This is a genomic window from Dactylosporangium sp. NPDC049742, assembly GCF_040674675.1.
GTDB lineage: Bacteria > Actinomycetota > Actinomycetes > Mycobacteriales > Micromonosporaceae > Dactylosporangium > Dactylosporangium maewongense.
This window is the reverse complement of record NZ_JBFANF010000017.1, coordinates 62,613-78,022: the sequence shown is the minus strand read 5'-3', so window position 1 is coordinate 78,022 and position 15,410 is coordinate 62,613. Positions and strand designations below refer to the sequence as shown.

Genomic DNA, 15,410 nt, shown 5'->3' with positions numbered 1-15,410 from the left:
ACCCTGTCACACGACGGTCAGCGGAAGACGCAGGTGATCGGGGGAATGCCCGGCGTACCGCTGCCGATGAAGCCGAACGTGGCGGTGGCGCCCGGTGCGAGCGCGCCGTTCCAGGCGGCGTTGTCCGCGGTCACGGCGGTGCCGGTCTGGGTGACGGTGGCGCCCCAGGACTGCGTGATCCGTTCGCCGCCGCTGTACGTGTACCGCGCCGTCCACCCGGCCACACCCGACGTGCCGCCGTTGCGGACGGTGACCTCGCCCTGGAAGCCGCCCTGCCACTGGCCGACCACCTTGTACGTGGCCGAGCACCCCGGCACCGGCGGCACGCTGTCGGAGGGCAGCACGGACCGCGACGGCGACGGCGACACGGACCGCGACGGGGAGGGGGACACGGACCGCGACGGCGACGCCGAGCCGGACGGCAGGGTGCCGTTCAGGGCCCGGACGACCGCCGGCAGCCAGCGGTCCGCGATCTTGCGGTCGCCGGAGGCGTTGGGGTGCACGCCGTCGCCGGTGTCGGTGGCCGTGCTGAACCCGGTCCACTGGTCCACCACGGTCACCGGCGACGCGGCGGTGGTCTTGCCCGCGGCCCAGCCGGGGATGGCCGCGTTCAGCGCCACCACCCGCTGCGCGCACTCGGCGCAGCTGGACGGGTTCATCGGGATGATCTGGGCGACGAGGACCCGCATCGCCGGGTTGCTGGCCCGCATCTGGTCGACGAGCTTGCCGTAAGCGGCGAGGATCGTGTCGGTGGACCGGTTGCTCCACACGTCGTTGGTGCCGAAGTGCATGAGCACCACGTCGGGCCGGCTCGCCGCGAGCCACGCGGGCAGCTGGTTCTGGTCGGCGACGGCGGTGACGAGCGCCCCGCCGTGCCCTTCGCCGTCCCCGTCGTACGGGACCGCACAGCCCTGCGGCGGCTGGGTCCCCACGAAGTCGATGTTCGTGTTCCCGCCGCTCTGCAGGTCGTTCCACAGCAACGCCCGCCAGCACCCGGGATTGCCGGTGATCGAGTCGCCGAGCGGCATGATCCGCACCGCCGCGGCACTGGCCGGCCCGGCCGGCAACGTCAGGAACAGCACCGCACCGACGACGGCCGCGGTGAGAAGCGCGAGAAGGGTCCGCATCCGCGCAGTAGAGCAGGCTCGTTCGACACCGCTCAATGCCCGGGACCGCTCGCGCAGGTCCCGGGCACCGGCGGGTGTGAAACCTACACGGCGTACGCCTCGACCTCGTAGAGGCGGGCGGCGGCGTCGGTGTTGTTCGTCGGGGCGATGACGTTGACCCGCAGGTGGCGGGCGCTGGTCGGGGTGAACGTGGTGGTGGTGACGTTCGCCGTGTTGCCGCGGACCTGCGCCACCGTGGTCCAGGTGGTGCCGTCGGTGCTGGTCTGCAGGTCGAAGTCGCGGGTGTTGAAGGCGGTGTTCTCGCCGCCCGCGCCCGCGTGCCGGATGACCACCCGGCTCACGGAGACCGCGGCGCCCAGGTCGACGCGCCACCACTTGGAGGCGCCGAGGGAGCACCACTTGTCGGCGTTGCCGCCGTTGACGGTGCCGTTGACGGCCTTCGCCGGGCCCTCCGTGGCGGCGCACTGGCTGTCGGCGGTGGCGGTCTTGTTCAGCGCGAGGTTCGTCGCCGGTGGCGTGGACCCGCCGGTGAGGGCGAAGTCGTCGACGTCGAAGAGGCCGCCGGTGCCGGTACCGACGAACACCAGGAACAGCGCGCCACTGCCCGCGGTCAGCGTGGTGGTGACGTCGACGAACGTGCCGTAGCCGCCGGTGTTGCCGACGTTGACGGAGCCCAGCAGCGGGCCGGTCTGCGAGCCGGAGCGGATCTGGATGGTGCCGCCGGTGCCGCCGGACGCGACCCGCGCGGTGAAGCCCGTCTTGCCCGACACGTTGACGCCCGCGTAGCCGACCCAGTCGCCGTTGTCGATGTAGCCGACGCGGTTGCCGCCGTGCGCGGCGCCGTCGCCGACAACCTGGACGCCGTTCTGGGAGGTGAAGGACTCCGCCTCGACCCGGCCGGTGGGCGGCTGGGTGGTGCCGGCCGAGCAGTCGGCGGCCGCCTTGCCGCCGGCGTAGCGGATGCCGCCGAGCAGGTGCGCCCGGAACGCGGCGTCCGAGTAGGACTCCTGGGTGTGGCCGGCGCCGGTGTAGAAGGACCGTCCACTCTGGATCGTCTTGCACCAGGCGAACGGGTGGTCGGCGCCCATCGTGCCGCCGGAGTACGTGGTCTCGTCGAGGGTGGCGAGGACGTGGGCGGTCGAGCGGGGGTTGGTGCGGTAGTTGTACAGCTCGTCGGTGCGGACCCAGGTGGCGCCGAGGTGCGCGGTCGCCGGGTGGGTGCGGTCCTCGATCTTCATCGTGGCCTGCTGGATCGCCGGGTGGGAGGAGAACCAGGCACCGACGAGGTCGCCGTAGAACGGCCAGTCGTACTCGGTGTCGGCGGCGGCGTGGACCCCGGCGTACCCGCCGCCGCCGCGGATGTAGGACTCGAACGCGGTCTGCTGCGTGGCGTTGAGGACGTCGCCGGTGGTGCTGAGGAAGACGACGGCCTCGTACTGGGCGAGGTTCGCCGTGGTGAACGCGTTCGCGTCCTCGGTGGCGGTGACGGTGAAGCCGTTCGCCGCGCCGAGCTGCTGGATGGCGGTGATGCCGGCCGGGATGGAGTCGTGCCGGAACCCGGCCGTCTTGGAGAACACGAGGACGTCGAACGCGGTGTCGGCGAAGGCGGGTGCCGGCGCGGCGGCCAGGAGCGTCGCGGTGACCGCGGCGAGCGCGAGGAGCTTTCTCATGACGCGTAGACCTCGACTTCGTAGAGACGGGCGGCGGTGTCGGCGTTGCTGGTGGGTGCGATGACGTTGACCCGCACGTACCGCACGCCGGCGGCGGCGAACGTGGAGGTGGTGACGTTGCCGGTGTTGCCACGCACCTGGGACACGGTCGTCCAGGTGGTGCCGTCGGTGCTGGTCTGCACGTCGAAGTCGCGGGTGTTGAAGGCGGTGTTCTCGCCGCCCGCGCCGGCGTGCCGGAGCACGACCCGGCCCACGCTCGTGACCGAGCCCAGGTCGACCCGCCACCACTTCGACGTGCCGAGGGAGCACCACTTGTCGGCGTTGCCGCCGTTGACGGTGCCGTTGACGGCCTTCGCCGGGCCTTCGGTGGCGGCGCATTGGCTATCGGCGGTGGCGGTCTTGTTCAGCGCGAGGTTCGTCGCCGGTGGCGTGGACCCGCCGGTGAGGGCGAAGTCGTCGACGTCGAAGAGGCCGCCGGTGCCGGTACCGACGAACACCAGGAACAGCGCGCCACTGCCCGCGGTCAGCGTGGTGGTGACGTCGACGAACGTGCCGTAGCCGCCGGTGTTGCCGACGTTGACGGAGCCCAGCAGCGGGCCGGTCTGCGAGCCGGAGCGGATCTGGATGGTGCCGCCGGTGCCGCCGGACGCGACCCGCGCGGTGAAGCCCGTCTTGCCCGACACGTTGACGCCCGCGTAGCCGACCCAGTCGCCGTTGTCGATGTAGCCGACGCGGTTGCCGCCGTGCGCGGTGCCGTCGGCGACGACCTGCACGCCGTTCTGGGAGGTGTACGACTCCGCCTCGACCCGCCCGGCCGGCGGCTGCGTGCCACCGGTGTTGACGGTGAAGGCGTCCAGGTCGAACAGCGCGCCGGCGCCGCCGGTGAACACCAGGTACAGCTGCCCGGCGGTGGCGGGCGCGCCGGAGACGGTGCCGGTGACGTCGACGAACGTGTCCCAGCTGCCGGTCACCGGGACGGTGGTCGAGCCGAGCAGCGTGCCGGTCGGTGACCCGGCGCGCAGCGACAGGGTGCCGCCGGCGCCACCGGAGGAGACGCGCGCGGTGAACGAGGTGGCGTTGTTCAGCAGGTACGGGCTGAACGCGATCCAGTCGCCGTTCTCGATCTGCCCGACGGTCTTGCCGCCCTCGGCGCCGGCCTTGTCGAAGGTCTGCACGCCCTGCTGGGTGGCGAAGTGCTCGGCCTGCCGGTGCCGCGGCTGCAGCGTGTGCTGCGTGTGCGTGGTGATCCCGCCGTTGTCGGTGTACTCCGCGTCGAAGACGGCGAAGATGTTCGCGGCCGCGTCGTGCTCGCCGTCGAGCGGGATGGTGATCGAGCCGGTGCAGCCGGTCTGCGACGTGATCTGGTGGCCGTGGGTGTCGTGGCCGAGGATGTACGTCATCCGCACCCGTCCACAGTCGACGGTGCCGTCCTCGGGGTCGGTGACGGTGATCTGGTACGGCACGGTGTCGCCGAACGAGACGAGCGAACCGTTGGCGGGCGCCACGATCCGCACGACGGGTGCGGTGTTGCCGGCGGAGACGCGGACGCTGGCGCTGCCGGTGGCGCCCTGCGGGTCGCGGACGGTCAGCGTGGCGGTGTAGGTGCCGGCCGTCGCGTAGGTCTTCGTCGGGTTGGCGGCGGTGGACGTGGTGCCGTCGCCGAACGCCCAGCTGTAGGTCAGCGCCTGGCCTTCGGGGTCGTTGCTGCCGGCCGAGCTGAAGTTCACGGTCAGCGGCGCCGGGCCCGAGGTCGGGTTCGCGGCGGCGACCGCGACGGGCGCCCGGTTGCCGCCGCCGGTGTACTCGATGCGGTACAGCGCCGAGTTGGCGTCGCCGTTGCCGAAGCCGGCGCCGTAATCCAGGACGTACAGCGCGCCGTCGGGGCCGAACGCCTGGTCCATGATCTGCATGCCCGACCACGGGAAGTTCGCGATCGCGCCGGGGGAGCCGTCGCCGTTGACGTCGATCGCCTTGATCCAGCGGCGGCCGAACTCGCCGGCGAAGAAGTGCCCGTCGAGGTCGGCGGGGAACTTGACGGCCGACGGGTTCGCCGGGTCGTAGCGGTACACGGGGCCGGCCATCGGCGACTCGGAGCCGCTGCCGAACTCGGGCGGGCTGCCGGCGTCACCGGCGTAGCGGATCCAGGCGGGCTTCGCGGCGGGCAGCGTGCCCTGGCCCGTGTTGCGGAACGAGTTGTTCGTCGGCCCGCCCGCGCAGTTGTACTTGGGGCCCGTGCTGTTGCTGGCGAAGTTCCACTCGTTGTAGGTCTCGGTGCTGGTGTTCGTGCCGGTGCAGTACGGCCAGCCGTAGTTGCCGGGCGACGTGATCCGGTCGAACTCGACCTGCCCCGACGGGCCGCGGTTGGGGTCGGTGGTGCCGGCGTCCGGGCCGTAGTCGCCGACGTAGACGGCGCCGGTGGCCTTGTCGACGCTCATCCGGAACGGGTTGCGCAGCCCCATCGCGTAGATCTCGGGCCGGGTGTTCGCGGTGCCCTGCGGGAACAGGTTGCCGCTCGGGATGCCGTACGAGCCGTCGGCGTTGACCTTGATCCGCAGGATCTTGCCGCGCAGGTCGTTGGTGTTCGCCGCCGAGCGCTGCGCGTCGTAGGCCGGGTTGCGGTCGGTGCGCTCGTCGATGGGCGCGTAGCCGGCGGAGTCGAACGGGTTGGAGTCGTCGCCGGTCGACAGGTACAGGTTGCCGGCCGCGTCGAAGTCGATGTCGCCGCCGACGTGGCAGCACATGCCGCGGTCGGTGCCGACCTCGAGGACCGTGCGCTCGCTCGCCGTGTTGAGCGTGTTGTCGGTGTTGAGCGTGAAGCGCGACAGCCGGTTGACGCCCTTCCACGGCGTCCAGTCCGCGCCCGCGGCCGGCGCGTCGCCGCCCGGGGTGTTCAGCGGCGGCGCGTAGTACAGGTAGATCTGCCGGTTGGTGGCGAAGCCGGGATCGGCGGCCACGCCCTGCAGGCCTTCCTCGTCGTGGGTGTAGACGGGCAGCGTTCCGATCACCGAGGTGTTGCCGGCGGCGTCGGTACGCCGCAGCGTCCCGTTGCGCGCCGTGTGCAGCACCGACCGGTCGGGCAGCACGGCGATCGACATCGGCTCGCCGAGCTCGTTGATCCCCTTGGCGAGCTCGACCTGCTGGAACAGGGCCGGGTTGATGGAGGTGTGGGCGTGCGCGGGGCTGGGCAGGGCCACCGCGGCGCTGCTGATCAGCAACGCCGCCGCGGCTCTTCTGAACGCGGGGTGCATCGGCGGGTGTCCTTCCCGAAGGGTCGGGGGGTCACGCGATGCCGGCGCAGGTGCTTGGCGGGCGCGCCGGCGGCAGGTGCGCGGGCCGCCGAAGCCCCACACATCCACACGTCGCGATGGTTGGTGAGCCGACGTTACTAACTCGCGCCGATGGATGCAAGAAATCGACCCGTCCGCCGGCAGAACTTTCCGTCAGCTCGTCGGAATGTTGTCCTGCCACGTCGACACCTTGCGGACGATCAGCGCCAGGAGGACCGCGGCGGCGATCCCGGCGACGCCGGAGACGACGGCGAAGAACGGCGGGCTGTAGACGATGACCTCGCCGCTGGCGTACTTCGAGGTCTCGGTGTAGCCGATGAAGCTGATCAGCAGCGCGACCCACCAGGCGTTGACGATCCGGTCGGAGGGCCACGTCCCGTCGGGCGCGCTGCGGCGGTGGATCTCCGCGACGACCCGGTTGGGGATGACGAGGTTGGCGAACGGGACGAACCAGCCGCCGATCGTCCAGCCCTTCTTCCACTCGACGCTGCGGTCGCCGCGCCGGTCGAAGTTGTCCCGGGCGAGGTACAGCCAGACGATGACCAGCACCAGGACCAGCAGCCTGGCCGCGCCGAGGATCCCGGAGGCGGTGTCGCCGGAGACGTACGTGCTGACGCCGAAGTTGGACGCGAAGGCCACCTCGCGGCCCGCGTCCTCGGCGGGCGCGTCGGCGCCCTTCAGGGACTCGGCGATGGTGAACGCGTGCGCCAGGCCGGCGAGGGCCAGCCCGCCGATGGCGAGCATGCCGGGGACGGCCAGGCGATGGGGTGTCGCGGTACGAATATCGCTCATGCCTCGAAGACCTTAAATGCTTTAAGCAAATCGATATTCTTGACTTTCTGCAGGTCCCGCGAGGACTATTAGGAAACTTTCCTAATAGGAGGCACGAGTGCACCCCACCAGGCTCTTCGCAGCCATCCTGCTCACCGTCTCCGCCGCGGTAGCGATACCCGGCACCGCCCACGCCGCTCCCGCGGGGCTCACCGCCGCGTTCTCCGCCGCGGACTACGGCACCTACTGGGTCGACAAGTACACAGTCAGCAACCCGACCAGCGCCTCGATCACCGGGTGGACCCTCGAGTTCGACGTGCCGGCCGGGCTGAACGTCGGCACCGGGTACAACGGCACCGTCACGCGGACCGGCAACCACGTCACGGTCGTGAACGCGCACTACAACGGGACCGTGGCGGCCGGACGCAACACCGAGCCCTACAGTTTCTGGTTCATCGCCACCGGTACCAACGCCGAACCGCTGAACTGCCGCATCAACGGCAACAAGTGCGACGGCAGCCCGGACCGCGCCCCGAACGCGCCCGCCGGCCTGTCCGTCACCGGCCGCACGACGAAGACCGTGTCGCTGGCGTGGACCGCCCCCGCGGCGACCGACTTCCCGATCGCGGGCTACGACGTCTACCGCGGCTCCACGGTGGTCGCTTCCTCCACCGCTCCGTCGGCCGTGGTGAACGGGCTCACGCCGAACACCGCGTACAGCTTCACGGTGCGGGCGCGGGACACCCGCGGCAACGTGTCCGCCGACAGCGCCGCCGTCTCCGCGACCACGCTCAACCCCGCGGACGACACCACCGCGCCGGCGGCGCCCGGCAGCCTGCGCAGCACGGCCAAGACCTCGGTCAGCGTCACGCTCGCCTGGAACGCGGTCACCGACCCCAGCGGCATCGCCGGCTACGACGTGTACCGCGGTGGCACGCTCGTCACGACCGCCACCGGGACGACGGCGACGGTGACCGGGCTGGCGCCGCTGACGGCCTACACGTTCACGGTGAAGGCCCGCGACACCTACGACAACGCCTCACCCGCCAGTGCGGCCGTCACCGTCACCACGGACGACGCGGTCGGCGGTGGCAACTACGCCAAGGTCGGCTACTTCGTGCAGTGGGGCATCTACGGCCGCCAGTACTTCGTGAAGAACCTCGACACGTCCGGCGCCGCGGCCAAGCTCACCCACCTCAACTACGCGTTCGCCAACCTCGACCCGGTCAACCTGACCTGCCTGCAGGGTGTCACCCGCGGCACCACCGCCAACCCGCAGGACCCCGACCAGGGCACCGGCGCGGGCGACGCGGACGCCGACTACGGCCGCCCGTTCAGCGCCGCCCAGTCCGTCGACGGCGTCGCCGACACCGGCTGGGAGAACCTGCGCGGCAACTACAACCAGCTGCGCAAGCTCAAGGCGAAGTACCCGAACCTGAAGGTGCTCATCTCGCTCGGCGGCTGGACCTACTCGAAGTACTTCTCCGATGCGGCCGCCACCCCGGCCTCGCGGGAGAAGCTGGTGCGCTCCTGCATCGACATGTACCTCAAGGGCAACCTGCCGACCTACAACAACGCGGGCGGCGCGGGCTCGGCCGCCGGCATCTTCGACGGCATCGACCTGGACTGGGAGTGGCCCGGCGCCGAGGGCCACGCCGGCAACCACTGGGGCGCGCAGGACAAGGCCAACAACACGCTGCTCCTCGCGGAGTTCCGCAGGCAGATGGACGCGCTGAGCGCCACCACCGGCAAGCGCTACCTGCTGACCGCCTTCACCCCCGCCGACCCGGCGAAGATCGCGGCCGGCTGGGACATCAGCCGCACCGACGGCACCCCGAGCGTCTTCGACTCCCTGGACTTCGCCAACGTGCAGGGCTACGACTTCCACGGTGCCGGCAGCGACAACTCCTGGGAGCCCAACCGGACGGGCCACCAGGGCAACCTGTACGGCGACGCCCAGGACCCCTACTCCTTCACCTTCAGCGTCCAGAACGCGGTGGCGGCCTACACCTCCGCCGGCGTCAACCCGCGCCAGCTGACCGTCGGCTTCGCCTTCTACGGCCGCGGCTGGCAGGGCGTCGCCGCCGGCTCCGCCAACGGTGAGTGGCAGACGGCCACCGGGGCCGCACCCGGCCAGTTCGCCGAGGAGGCCGGCACCCGCGGCTACGCCAACCTCCTGGCGATGGTGCCCAACTGCACCGTCTACCACGACGTGCAGTCGATCGCCACGTCCTGCTACACCGGCCCCGGCGGGCAGTGGTGGACCTTCGACGACACCTGGTCCATCGCGCAGAAGACCGCCTGGGTGAAGCAGCAGAACCTGCTCGGCGGCATGATCTGGGAGATGTCCGGCGACACCACGTCCGGCACCCTGATGACGGCCCTCAACACCGGCCTCTGACCCGTCCCGCACCTCCGTCCACCGCGGCCCGTGGGTTCCACTCCCACGGGCCGCGGTGCCGGGCTGCGCGGGCCTGCGAACACGCCCGGCCGCCGCGGAAGTCGTACCGTGGCGGCCTCGGCGGCTTCGAGCGGCCATGACCCGTCAGGTCGGCACGGTCAGGCCCGCGCCGTCAGGCCGGCACCTTCGGCAGTTGCGCCACGGCGGCGGCGACCGCGTCGTCGGAGAGCTCCTTGTCGACCATGTCGCCGGCGAGGTAGCGGCCGTAGGCGGGCAGGTCGAGGTGGCCGTGGCCGCACAGGGCGGTCAGGATGACCTTCTCCTCGCCGGTCTCCTTGCAGCGCAGCGCCTCCTCGATGCAGGCGGCCAGGGCGTGGGTCGGCTCCGGGGCGGGGATGATGCCCTCGGCGCGGGCGAAGCGCACCCCCGCCTCGAAGCACTCGCGCTGGGTCTTGCTGACCGCTTCGATGAGGCCGAGGTCGTAGACGTGCGAGATGAGCGGCGCCATGCCGTGGTACCGCAGGCCGCCGGCGTGGATCGGGTCGGGGATGAAGTCGTGGCCGAGGGTGTGCATCTTCATCAGCGGCGTCATGCCGGCGGTGTCGCCGAAGTCGTACGCGTAGACGCCCTTCGTCAGCGACGGGCACGCGGCGGGTTCGACGGCGCGGACGACGGGCGCCATCCGGCCCGCCAGCTTCTCGCGCAGGAACGGGAAGGCGAGGCCGGCGAAGTTGGAGCCGCCGCCGGTACACCCGACGATGACGTCCGGTGTGGCGCCGACCTTCGCCAGTTGGAGCAGCGCCTCCTCGCCGATGATCGTCTGGTGCAGGAGCACGTGGTTGAGGACGCTGCCCAGGGCGTAGTTGGTGTCGGGGCGGGCGGCGGCGACCTCGACGGCCTCGCTGATCGCGATGCCGAGGGAGCCGGGCGAGCCGGGGTCGGCGGCGAGGACGCGGCGGCCCGCCTCGGTGCGGTCCGAGGGGGACGGGTGGATCGTGCCGCCGAACGTCTCGATCATCATCTTGCGGTAGGGCTTCTGGTCGTACGACGCGCGCACCTGCCAGATCTCCACGTCGAGGCCGAACTGCGCGCCCGCGAACGCCAGCGCCGTGCCCCACTGGCCGGCGCCGGTCTCGGTGGTGAGCCGGCGGATGCCCGCGGCCGCGTTGTAGTACGCCTGCGGGACGGCGGTGTTCGGCTTGTGCGAGCCGGCCGGCGACACGCCCTCGTACTTGTAGTAGATCCGGGCCGGCGTGCCGAGGGCCTTCTCCAGGCGGTGCGCGCGGAACAGCGGCGACGGGCGCCAGAGGCGGTACACGTCCAGCACGTCGTCGGGGATGTCGACGTAGCGCTCCTGGGTGACCTCCTGCTCGATCAGCGCCATGGGGAACAGTGGCGCCAGGTCCTGCGGGCCGACCGGCTCCAGCGTGCCGGGGTGCAGCACCGGCGGGGGCGGCGCCGGCAGGTCGGCCATGAGGTTGTACCAGCGACGCGGCATCTCGCCCTCGTCCAGCATGATCTTCGTGGCGGTCATGCCGTCGAAGCTAGACCGCGCCGCCGGCGCCGAGTGCCGCTTTCACCCGGCCGTCACCCGGGCAGGCGCGGCGTCAGACGATCGACGTGACGACGTGGGAGCCGTTGGGGGTGAACCGGACCGGCATCTGCCGCAGGTCGGGGAGGGCGGCGGCGATCTGCGGGTGGGTGGAGGACTCACCTTCCATGAGAGGTGACACGATGTAGCCTGTCAACTGTCGTCCCCATAAACTCTGCGGAGTCTGTGCAGTGTCCTGTCGCATCGCGGCGGCCCGGGTGCGCCGAGGCAGAATCCTGGGATGGTGACGACGCTGACGATCGACTGCGGGGGCGGTGGGCTCAAGGCCGCCGTGGTCGACGACGCCGACACGCTGTGCTGCGAGCCGGTGCGGGTGCCGACGCCGTACCCGCTGCCGCCCGCCCGGCTCGTCGAGGTGCTGCTCGGCATCGCGGAGGGCCTGCCGGCGGCGGACCGGGTCACCGTCGGGCTGCCGGGGATGATCCGGCACGGGGTCGTCGTCGCCACCCCGCACTACGTCAACGAGGCCGGCCCGCACACCCCGGTCGACCCGGAGCTGTTCGCGCTGTGGAAGGGGTACGACGCGCGGGCCGAGCTCGGGCGCGCCTTCGCCCGGCCGGTCCTGGTCCTCAACGACGCGGAGGTGCACGGCGCGGCGCTCGTCGAGGGGCGCGGCCTGGAGCTGGTGCTCACGCTCGGCACCGGGCTCGGCAGCGCGCTGTTCGACGAGGGGCGGCTGGCGCCGCACCTGGAGCTGTCGCACGCGCCGTACTCGCGGGGCCGCACCTACGACGACTTCCTCGGCGAGCTGGAGCGCCGGCGGCTCGGCGACCGGCGGTGGTCGCGGCGGGTGCTGCGGATCGTCGACGGGCTGCGGCCGGTGTTCCGCTGGGACCGGCTGTACCTCGGCGGCGGCAACGCCGAGCGCCTCGTCGTGGCGATGCCGGACGACGTGCGGCTGGTCGCCAACCAGGCGGGGGTCCGCGGCGGGTCCCGCGCCTGGACGCTTATCGGCGTGTAATGCCGGTTATGTCCGAAAGGTGCCGTACCGTGATGCGGTGACCACGGTATGTGACGCTGTGCTGGAGACCGCCCGGGGTGCCGTGTCGGCGCTGCGCGCGCTGCCGTCGCCGGCCGCCGACACCGGCGTCCCCGTCGTCCTGTGCCCGGGTCTGATCGGCTCCAAGGAGGACTTCCTCCCGCTGCTGCCGGCCCTGGCCGCCGCCGGCTACCGTGCCTACGCGTACGACTACCGCGGCCACTATCAGGACGACCGCACCGGCGACCACAGCATCCGCCGGCACGCCGAGGACCTGATCGCCGTCCTGGACAGTGTCGGCGGCGCCGACCCGCCGCACGTCGTCGGCCACTCGTACGGCGGGTTCGTGGTCCGGGCCGCCGCGCTCGCCCAGCCGCGCCGGCTCGGCTCCGCCGCGTTCATCGGCAGCGGCCCGGGCATGGACGGCCCGAAGCACCGCAAGATCCTCGGCGGCTTCGACCACACGCTGTCGCTGGAGGGCAACGCCGTCATGTGGCCGGTCGTGCGGCGGCTCATCCCCGAGGACGACGTCGCCCGGCGCGAGTTCTGGCGGACCCGGCTGCGGCTGATGCGCCCCGCGTTCGTCCGCGGCGCCCTCGCCGCCCTGGCGGGGGAGTCCGACCGTGCCGACGAGCTGCGTGCCACCCGGCTGTCGCTGCTGGTCATGCACGGGCACCGGGACCGGAAGCTGTGGTCGGCGGCCGAGTTCGCCGGCTACGCCGAACGGGCCGGCGCGACCCTCGCGGTCATCGACGGCGCCTCGCACAGCCCCAACCTCGAGCGGCCCGGCGTCACCGCCGAGGCGCTGCTGCGGTTCTGGGCCGGGACCGACCGGCGGCGCGCCCTGCGGACGTTCGTGGACCTGGTCCGCCCGTCCGCGCACGCCGACCCGTACCCGGCCTACGAGCGGCTGCGCCGGGTCGCCCCGGTCCTGCCCGTGCAGCTGCCCGGCAAGACGGAGGCGGTGGTGCTCACCCGGTACGCCGACTGCGCCCGCCTCCTGCAGGACGCCGCGTTCGTCAGCGCCGGCGAGGCGCCCGAGCTGCTCACCCCCAGCTGGCGCGAGCACCGGCTGGTCCGCTGCCTCTACCAGTCGTTCGGCTGGCGGGAAGGCCCCGCGCACCTGCCGCTGCGCACCGCCCTCGCCCGGCGGCTCACCCCGCGCCGCTGCCCCGTGCAGCAGGCCGACGTCGTCGCCGTCGCCACGTCGGTACTGGACGACTTCGCCGCACGGTTGGCGGGCGGGGCGACGGTCAACCTCGCCGACGCGGTCGCGGTGCCGTTCGCCTCCCTGGTCACGGGGCGGCTGCTGGGCATACCGGACGCCGACGCGCTGCGCCTCGGGGCCGCCGCCCGCGCCGGGAGCGCCGCGTTCGAGCCGTTCATGACGCCCCGGCAGCGCACCGCGATGGACGCGGCCGGCGAGACGATCATCAACGTGCTGGAGGCGCACGCCGGCAACGGGCTCCTGGCGCTGGTCCGCGAGCACCGGCCGGGCGGCGGCGAGCAGTACCAGGGCGACCTCGCCCTGCTCTACGGCGCCGCCTACGACTCCCCGGCGAGCCTCATCACGCTCGGCGCGCGGCTGCTGCTGGAGCACCCCGCGCAGGCGGCGGCGCTGCGCGACGACCCGGCGCTCGCCGACCGGGCCGTCGAGGAGATCCTGCGCTTCGACCCGCCGGTGCAGGTGGCGGTGCGGATCGCGACCGCGCCGTGCGAGTTCGGCGGCGTGCCCGTCGCGCCCGGCACGGCGCTGCTCGGCATCCTCGGGGCGGCCAACCGCGACCGCTCGTACACCGCGGACCCCGACGCGTTCGACATCACCCGGCGCACCGCCCGGCCGCCGCTGTCGTTCGGGACCGGACGGCACTACTGCCCCGGCTCGGCCCTCGCCCGCACGCACGCCCGGGTGCTGTTCCCCATGCTGCTGCGCCGCTTCCCGGGCCTGCGCCTGGCCGGCCCGCCGCGCTTCCGCGCGCCCGGCACGATGCTGCGCGGCATCGAAGATCTCCCCGTCGTGAACCGAGAGGCATGCTGATGCGGGTGCTGTTCACCATCAACCCGGCGCCGGGGCACCTGTACGCGCTGGCGCCCCTGGCGTGGGCGATGCACCTGCGCGGCCACGACGTGCTCGTCGCCGCGCCCCAGTCGATGGGCCAGCAGATCCGCCGGGCCGGGCTCAGCCACGTCGTCGTCGGCGGCGACGCGTCGTTCTTCGAGCTGTGGCCGCCGCACCTGCGCCTCGGCGGCAACGACACCCTCGACCTCGCCGTCTTCGCCGCCATCGCCGAACGCACCGGCCCCGACGTCGTCGCCCTCGCCCGCGCGTGGCGGCCCGACCTCATCGTCACCGAGCCCGTCGAGTACGCCGCGCCGCTCGCCGCCACGCTGCTGCGCATCCCGTGGGTGCTGCACCACTGGGGGCTGCCCGTCCCCGACGCGGTCCACCGCGCCGCGCTCGCCGACATCGCCGACCGGCTGCTGCGCCTCGCCGACACCCTCGGCGTGGCCCAGCCGACCGACGCGCCCCTGGCGACCGTGGACACCTGCCCGCCGTCGCTGGGCCCGTCGTCGGCGGATCCCGGTGTACGGCTGCCGATGCGGTACATCCCGTACAACAGCGCCAGCACGCTGCCGGAGTGGCTCTTCGCGCCGCGCGTGCGCCCCCGCGTCTGCGTCTCGATGGGCACCGTGCCGATCCCGGAGGGCGTCGACGGGCTCACCGCCGCCGTCGAAGGCATGCGGGACCTCGACGTCGAGGTCGTCGTCAGCGGCGCCGGCGTGCACGGCATCGAGGACCTGCCGGCCAACGCCCGCCGCGCCGGCTGGCTGCCGCACCACGTGCTGCTGCCGACCTGCGACCTGTTCGTGCACCACGGCGGCTCGGGCAGCTCGATGGCCGCGCTCGGTGCGGGCCGTCCGCAGCTGGTACTGCCGCAGATGTGCGACCAGTTCAGCATCGCCGAGCGGCTGACGGCCGCCGGGGTCGCGCGCACCGTCGCCTTCGCCGACCGGTCCCCGGCCGCGGTCCGCGCCGCCGTCCGGGCGCTGCTGGCCGACTCCGCCGTCACCCGCCGCGCCGGGCGGGTCCGCGACGAGATCGCCGCCATGCCCGCACCGCCGGACGTCGCCGCGACCCTGGCGGGTCTGCCGGCCGGCGGGCGACCTGGCATGGTGGAGGCATGTGCAGGAACATCCGGGTACTGAACAACTTCGAGCCGCCGGCGACCGAGGACGAGATCGAGGCCGCCGCCATCCAGTACGTGCGCAAGGTCGCCGGCATGACCCGCCCCTCGCAGGCGAACCAGGCCGCGTTCGACGCCGCCGTCGCCGCCGTCACGGCCGCGACCCGCGAGCTGCTCGGCCAGCTCGTCACCAACACGCCGCCGCGCGACCGCAAGATCGAGGCCGCCAAGGCGAAGGCCCGCGCCGCCGAGCGCTACGGCCCCCGCTGAATCCTGTTCGACCGGCCGCGGTGGCCGGTCGCGTGGCAGTTCCAACGTTGACATAGGGGCGTCGCAAAATTTCATAGGGCAGTCAGCATCTTGCGGTGAAGGATCGAC

Annotated in this window: 10 protein-coding genes; 5 read left to right on the top strand and 5 right to left on the bottom strand. The window is 72.5% G+C overall.

Translation table 11 applies throughout. From position 1 onward, the window contains the following. Window positions 1-17: 17 nt before the first annotated feature. The 4 genes from AB0J72_RS22240 to AB0J72_RS22225 all read right to left on the bottom strand — a co-directional run bounded on the left by AB0J72_RS22240 (window position 18) and on the right by AB0J72_RS22225 (window position 6,876). Window positions 18-1,127: a cellulose binding domain-containing protein gene (locus AB0J72_RS22240; RefSeq protein ID WP_363401533.1), complete on the bottom strand. Its 1,110-nt coding sequence runs from the start codon at window positions 1,125-1,127 to the stop codon at window positions 18-20. Window positions 1,128-1,210: 83 nt separating this feature from the next. Continuing rightward, window positions 1,211-2,797, bottom strand: a complete 1,587-nt coding sequence (locus AB0J72_RS22235) for a ThuA domain-containing protein (RefSeq protein ID WP_363401531.1) — start codon at window positions 2,795-2,797, stop codon at window positions 1,211-1,213. After that, window positions 2,794-6,045 (bottom strand): carbohydrate-binding protein, encoded by a 3,252-nt coding sequence (locus tag AB0J72_RS22230; RefSeq protein ID WP_363401529.1) that lies wholly within the window; start codon window positions 6,043-6,045, stop codon window positions 2,794-2,796. The genes AB0J72_RS22235 and AB0J72_RS22230 overlap by 4 nt, the downstream gene beginning before the upstream one ends. A gap of 192 nt (window positions 6,046-6,237) precedes the next feature. Beyond that, entirely contained in the window at window positions 6,238-6,876 is a 639-nt protein-coding gene (locus AB0J72_RS22225; protein WP_363401527.1) for a DUF4328 domain-containing protein, read from the bottom strand. 97 nt (window positions 6,877-6,973) lie between these two features. On the opposite strand from AB0J72_RS22225, the gene AB0J72_RS22220 reads away from it, so the two are divergent. Next, entirely contained in the window at window positions 6,974-9,256 is a 2,283-nt protein-coding gene (locus AB0J72_RS22220) for a glycosyl hydrolase family 18 protein (protein WP_363401525.1), read from the top strand. A gap of 172 nt (window positions 9,257-9,428) precedes the next feature. Here the strand turns inward: AB0J72_RS22220 and AB0J72_RS22215 are convergent, their stop codons facing one another. After that, the gene (locus tag AB0J72_RS22215; RefSeq protein ID WP_363401523.1) at window positions 9,429-10,790 is read right to left on the bottom strand and encodes a TrpB-like pyridoxal phosphate-dependent enzyme; all 1,362 of its coding nucleotides are present in this window, start codon (window positions 10,788-10,790) and stop codon (window positions 9,429-9,431) included. A 298-nt stretch (window positions 10,791-11,088) separates the two neighbouring features. Here AB0J72_RS22215 and AB0J72_RS22210 point away from each other — a divergent pair, with 298 nt between their 5' ends. From AB0J72_RS22210 to AB0J72_RS22195, 4 genes are read left to right on the top strand one after another with little or no spacing between them, the layout of a single operon-like run. Next, window positions 11,089-11,829, top strand: a complete 741-nt coding sequence (locus tag AB0J72_RS22210; RefSeq protein WP_363401521.1) for an ROK family protein — start codon at window positions 11,089-11,091, stop codon at window positions 11,827-11,829. A gap of 37 nt (window positions 11,830-11,866) precedes the next feature. Next, on the top strand, window positions 11,867-13,885 hold the full coding sequence (locus tag AB0J72_RS22205; protein ID WP_363401519.1) for an alpha/beta fold hydrolase: 2,019 nt from the start codon (window positions 11,867-11,869) through the stop codon (window positions 13,883-13,885). Next, entirely contained in the window at window positions 13,885-15,054 is a 1,170-nt protein-coding gene (locus tag AB0J72_RS22200) for a nucleotide disphospho-sugar-binding domain-containing protein (protein WP_363401682.1), read from the top strand. Before AB0J72_RS22205 ends, AB0J72_RS22200 begins: the two co-directional genes overlap by 1 nt. Then, window positions 15,030-15,302: a DUF2277 domain-containing protein gene (locus AB0J72_RS22195; protein WP_363401517.1), complete on the top strand. Its 273-nt coding sequence runs from the start codon at window positions 15,030-15,032 to the stop codon at window positions 15,300-15,302. The genes AB0J72_RS22200 and AB0J72_RS22195 overlap by 25 nt, the downstream gene beginning before the upstream one ends. The last annotated feature ends 108 nt before the right edge of the window (window positions 15,303-15,410 follow it).

Excerpts from the sequence above, each read along its gene's own strand:
- AB0J72_RS22215 (WP_363401523.1), bottom strand. The coding sequence starts at position 10,790 with ATGACCGCCACGAAGATCATGCTGGACGAGGGCGAGATGCCGCGTCGC.
- AB0J72_RS22235 (WP_363401531.1), bottom strand. The coding sequence starts at position 2,797 with ATGAGAAAGCTCCTCGCGCTCGCCGCGGTCACCGCGACGCTCCTGGCC.
- AB0J72_RS22200 (WP_363401682.1), top strand. The coding sequence starts at position 13,885 with ATGCGGGTGCTGTTCACCATCAACCCGGCGCCGGGGCACCTGTACGCG.
- AB0J72_RS22230 (WP_363401529.1), bottom strand. The coding sequence starts at position 6,045 with ATGCACCCCGCGTTCAGAAGAGCCGCGGCGGCGTTGCTGATCAGCAGC.
- AB0J72_RS22240 (WP_363401533.1), bottom strand. The coding sequence starts at position 1,127 with ATGCGGACCCTTCTCGCGCTTCTCACCGCGGCCGTCGTCGGTGCGGTG.
- AB0J72_RS22210 (WP_363401521.1), top strand. The coding sequence starts at position 11,089 with ATGGTGACGACGCTGACGATCGACTGCGGGGGCGGTGGGCTCAAGGCC.
- AB0J72_RS22195 (WP_363401517.1), top strand. The coding sequence starts at position 15,030 with ATGTGCAGGAACATCCGGGTACTGAACAACTTCGAGCCGCCGGCGACC.
- AB0J72_RS22225 (WP_363401527.1), bottom strand. The coding sequence starts at position 6,876 with ATGAGCGATATTCGTACCGCGACACCCCATCGCCTGGCCGTCCCCGGC.